Raw genomic sequence first — 4288 nt, forward strand, 5'->3', positions numbered from 1 at the left:
AAAAGCAGCGCGGGTACCGGCGCGACCGGGGCCGCCGCGAAGGCGATCGAGGTGGCGCTCGCGCAACTCGGAGACCCCTACGTCTGGGGCGCGGAAGGACCGAACGCTTTCGACTGCTCCGGCCTGATGCAGTACGCGGCGGCCGCCGCGGGTGTACGGATCCCCCGGGTGGCGGCGGATCAGTACCGGCAACTGCCGAAAGTGAATCCCAGGGACATCAAGCCCGGCGATCTCATTTTCCCGTCGAGTTCGTTCAAGGGGGCGAACAACCCCGGTCACGTCATCATGTACATCGGCAACGGCATGTGCGTCGAAGCTCCGCGCACCGGCGGCCACGTCCAATACCGCAAGCTGCCCGACAGTTACGCCGCGGCACGCTGGGCATCATGATCGTCCGATCGCCTGCGTGACGACGATCACACGCCTCGCGCGCGATGATCCTCGTACACGGCGAACTCCTCCAATAATCGCTCGTCCGGAGTGCGCTTCGAGCGGCGGTCGGAGCCCAGCCGCTGCTCGACGGCGAAAGCCAGCGCCTGCGCCACCGAGGTGAGCGCGGTCAGGGACGGTAGATCCGTCAGCCCGCCCGTCTCGGCGTAGAACGTCAGATCGGCGATCCGGGCCAGCGGAGAGGACGGCCCGTCGGTGAACGCGATGGTCGTGGCCCCACGTCGGCGCGCCCACTCCACCGCCTGCACCGTCTCCCGCGCGTATCGGTGAATGGATACCGCCACCAGGGCATCACCCTCGCCGATGGCGCCCAGCTCGTCGACGAGCAGGCCGGCGGCGGCCTTGATCTGCCGGACCCCGGGCCGGATCGCCCGCAACAGATAGGCCACCTGGTAGGCCACCGACAGCGATACCCGCAAGCCCACCACGTGCACCGTCTCGGCCGAGGCCACCGCTTGCACCGCCCGGTCCCAGTCGTCACGATCGATCCGGTCGAACGCGCGTGCCACGTTGGCCGTGTCGTGCTCTAACACGGCGGTGAGGAACTGTTCGCGTGAGGTCGGTTCGGCGGCACGCTCGCGCACCAGGTGCGCTTCCGCGGCGAGCTGCTGACGGCAGAGCCGGACCAGGTCCGGGTAGCCGGACAGACCGAGCATGGTGGCGAACCGCACCAGCGACGATCGATGCACCCGCGCCAGCTCCGCGCTTTCGCCGATGCTGCGAAACGCTGTCCCTTCCGGGTCGTCGAGTACCAGCCTGGCGATCCGCTGCTGTCCGTCGGCGAGTTCGGGGAATCGCCGCTGCAACAGCACACGCAATTCCCGGAACGTGCTGGGTGCCTCGCTGGCCACGCGCGCCCTACCGGATGGCCGTGTAGGCCGACTGCCGATCCATTCGTTCGATATTGCCCGCGAGGGCTTCCCTCACACCACTGATCGGCGAATATTGTCAGTCTGCCCACACCCGCGCCTAGGGATCCCACGGGTCGGGTCCCGCGTCCGGGTCGAAACTGTCCAGATTGGAAATCCTTCTGGTCGACCGCATCAGCAGCCGCCGGTTGGCATCACTCTGGTCGGTGTAGTAGTTCTGCGCGGCAGCCTGGTGCTCCAGGGCCAGATGCCGCCCGATATGTTGGCGCACGTCTCGCCCGGCGTCGCGCCAATCGTCCGGGGTGATCCTCCTGAGTTGCTGTTCGTCGTCCACCGCCGCCAGCACTCGCCGCACGAACGGATGGTTGTCGGGGACCGGGTTCATCGGTGCGATGGAGTGGCGCACGAAGTTGTCGGCCGCGACCACGGCCTGCGCCGCGAACGCCGGATGCGCCTCGATGCCGACATGGCTCTCCACCGCGCGCGCCGCGGCGACGGCCTTCTGCAACGGGGCGAAGCCGAACGGATTCTGCGACATGCTGGCTTTCTGGACCGCCAGCGCCCGTTGGGCGTCGACCACCTGCTGATCGTTGGCATGCATCGCCCGCAGAGTCGGCGCGATCATGGCGTCCGGCACTTTGCTGTCGCCGAGACCGTCGAGCACATTGGCCACACCGAGCGCGGACCTTATCCCGCCGTCCACTCCGCGCAGTCGCCCGGCCGCTTTGAAACGCCAGTTCTCGCGGGCGGAGTGGTTGTACTCGTGCATCTGGCGCATCATCGGTGAGATGACGAAGCTGTCGAGTTCCTTGCGCTTCTTCCGGCGCGACAGCGGGCTCAACGGATTCGGGGTGGCCGCGGCGAGCCATGCGGTGACCGGCGACATGTTGATCGTGTTCAGCGCGGCCATCCCGGGGATGACTCCAAGAGCGCCGCGCGCCTGCGCCGCTCCCATGCCGAGTGCCGCGCCTCCCCCGCTGCCGCCAGGGCGAGGCGGTCCTTGGACGGCTGCCGCGAATCGGTTGGCCACCCAGTCGTTTCCACTGCTCAGACTCAGATTCAGCCTGCGCAACTGGGAGATGGCGATGATCTCGACCGCGCCCGCGACGATGATCACCGCCATGACCTGGCCCCTGGCCTGCTGGAAAAGGTTGCCGAGAAACAGGACATAGACGCCGAGAAAAATGGTGTAGGCCGCCATTCGCGCCGCGGCGATGAATCCTTCGACGACATTGCGGACCAGGAACGTCTGCGTCGGCCCGTATACGAAGCCACCGGCGGCGAACCCGAAGATCGCCATGAAGCAGTGGTAGATCGCGTCCATCGCCGCCTTCATGACCCTGATGCTCAGATATGCCGCGAACACCAGTAGGACCCCGCCGCACAGCAGCAGGAGCAGCCCGGTGCCCACCTGGCCCATGCTCGGCTCACTGGCCTTGGCGTGCGCGGCCGCGTCGCCGCAGGCTCTCAGGCCCTCGCGCACCCGATCGTCGTCGCCGGACCGGATGCCCGCCGACCACGCGGCGCGGCACGCGGGACTCTCGTCCACCACGTGCCCGAAGTTCCACACCTGCACCGGACGCCGTGCGAAGTTGTCGGCGAGCGTCTCCTGCATGGTCGGCATCAACTGGGACGGATTCGGACTCTCGTTCCCGTTCAACCCCGCAGCCACCGCGATGCCCAGATCGCGGCCCTGGGCCAGCAAGCCGTGTGAGGACAACACCTCCGACAGCGGCGCGGCCAGGAACACCGGTCCGAGAAGCGCGACCGCGACCATCGTCACGACCTGCACCGCCGCTTTGGCGTGGTAGCCGCGCGCGATGAACCAGCCGACGAAGAACGCGCCGATGGTCGCCGCCGTCACCAGCATGATCGGCGTCGCGAGCTGACCGGTCAGCGCGTCGGCCACGCCCCGCAGCGCCGCGGCGAACCAATCCATCCAGCGGAAGCTCAGCGCGTAGCCGATCAGCCAGATCGCCGACGTCACGATCGCCAGGTAACCGATGAACTCCAGCCCGAGGATCGCCCACAGGATGGTCGCGCCCGGGTTCAAGGGACCGCCCCGATCGGTGGCGAAGGTGTAGCTGGACAACGAAACCCCGGACGAATCGCGTATGTTCATCCAGCTGAGGCCGTCGATCTGGGACGTGCCCGCCGAGGCGGCCTGGCTCTGCGCCGCCGCGACCGCGCCGAGCAGGCCGGGAAAGACGAACAGCGCGAACAGGATCAACAGCAACCAAGCGACCCTGCGCCGCCGGAACCGAGCACCTAGCCGGGCGCGCACCCAGGATGCGACGACCCCCGGACAGCAACCCTCCGGGTCTTCCGATTCGCGTTCCGGTCGTGCCGACCGGCTAGGAGAGGAACGCGCGACCATACGCACCAGCATGGCGCAACTCTTGTTGCACAGCAACCCTTTAGCGCAACCATGTGTTCACCTTCCGGACATCTTCCGGTATTCACCGGGTGTAGGCAGAAAAGAACTTCAGCAGCCGAGTTTCACTCCGGTGCAACGGAATTGAACAAATGACCGATGCGGTGCTCTCGCTTCGGAACTCGAAAGCGGTTCGCTCCCCATGCGCCTGCACCACTGGGGCTCGCGAGCGTGTGGCGTCAATACCCCACGTACGACCCGCCGCCGCGCATCTGCACGATGCCCGGCACATTGCTCACCGACCCGTAACGCTCGATGGCATATCGCACGCCGGCGACGATGTTGTCCACCGGATTCCAGATATCACGGTGTCCCGGAACGGAATACGCGTTGAACGTGGGATCGATGGTCTGCATCAGGCCCTTGGACGGAATTCCGGCCGCGGCGTTGCTGTCCCAGAGGTTGATCGCGTTCGGGTTGCCACCGGACTCGTGCTGGATGATCGCCGCGATGTCGGCCGGATCGATCTGGCGCGTGTCGTAGCCGTGCTGCCGCAATACTTGCAGCGCCTCGTTGATCCACTGCCCCTGCTGTC

4 protein-coding genes are annotated in these 4288 nt (G+C 66.8%); 1 reads left to right on the forward strand and 3 read right to left on the reverse strand.

Translation table 11 applies throughout. The annotated features are described in order from the left end of the window. The coding region (locus ON27_RS29685; RefSeq protein WP_043735022.1) for a C40 family peptidase at window positions 1–390 on the forward strand (390 nt) is incomplete at its 5' end. A gap of 26 nt (window positions 391–416) precedes the next feature. Here ON27_RS29685 and ON27_RS29690 read toward each other — a convergent pair. The 3 genes from ON27_RS29690 to ON27_RS29700 all read right to left on the reverse strand — a co-directional run. After that, complete coding sequence (locus ON27_RS29690) at window positions 417–1301, reverse strand: MurR/RpiR family transcriptional regulator (protein WP_043735024.1); 885 nt, start codon at window positions 1299–1301, stop codon at window positions 417–419. 118 nt (window positions 1302–1419) lie between these two features. Then, entirely contained in the window at window positions 1420–3555 is a 2136-nt protein-coding gene (locus ON27_RS29695; protein WP_043735026.1) for a hypothetical protein, read from the reverse strand. Window positions 3556–3932: 377 nt separating this feature from the next. Beyond that, on the reverse strand, window positions 3933–4288 hold a 356-nt coding region (locus ON27_RS29700), incomplete at its 5' end, for a transglycosylase SLT domain-containing protein (protein WP_043735028.1).

Origin of the sequence: Nocardia asiatica NBRC 100129 (genome assembly GCF_000308415.1) — a bacterium.
In the GTDB taxonomy this organism is placed as follows: Bacteria; Actinomycetota; Actinomycetes; order Mycobacteriales; family Mycobacteriaceae; genus Nocardia; species Nocardia asiatica.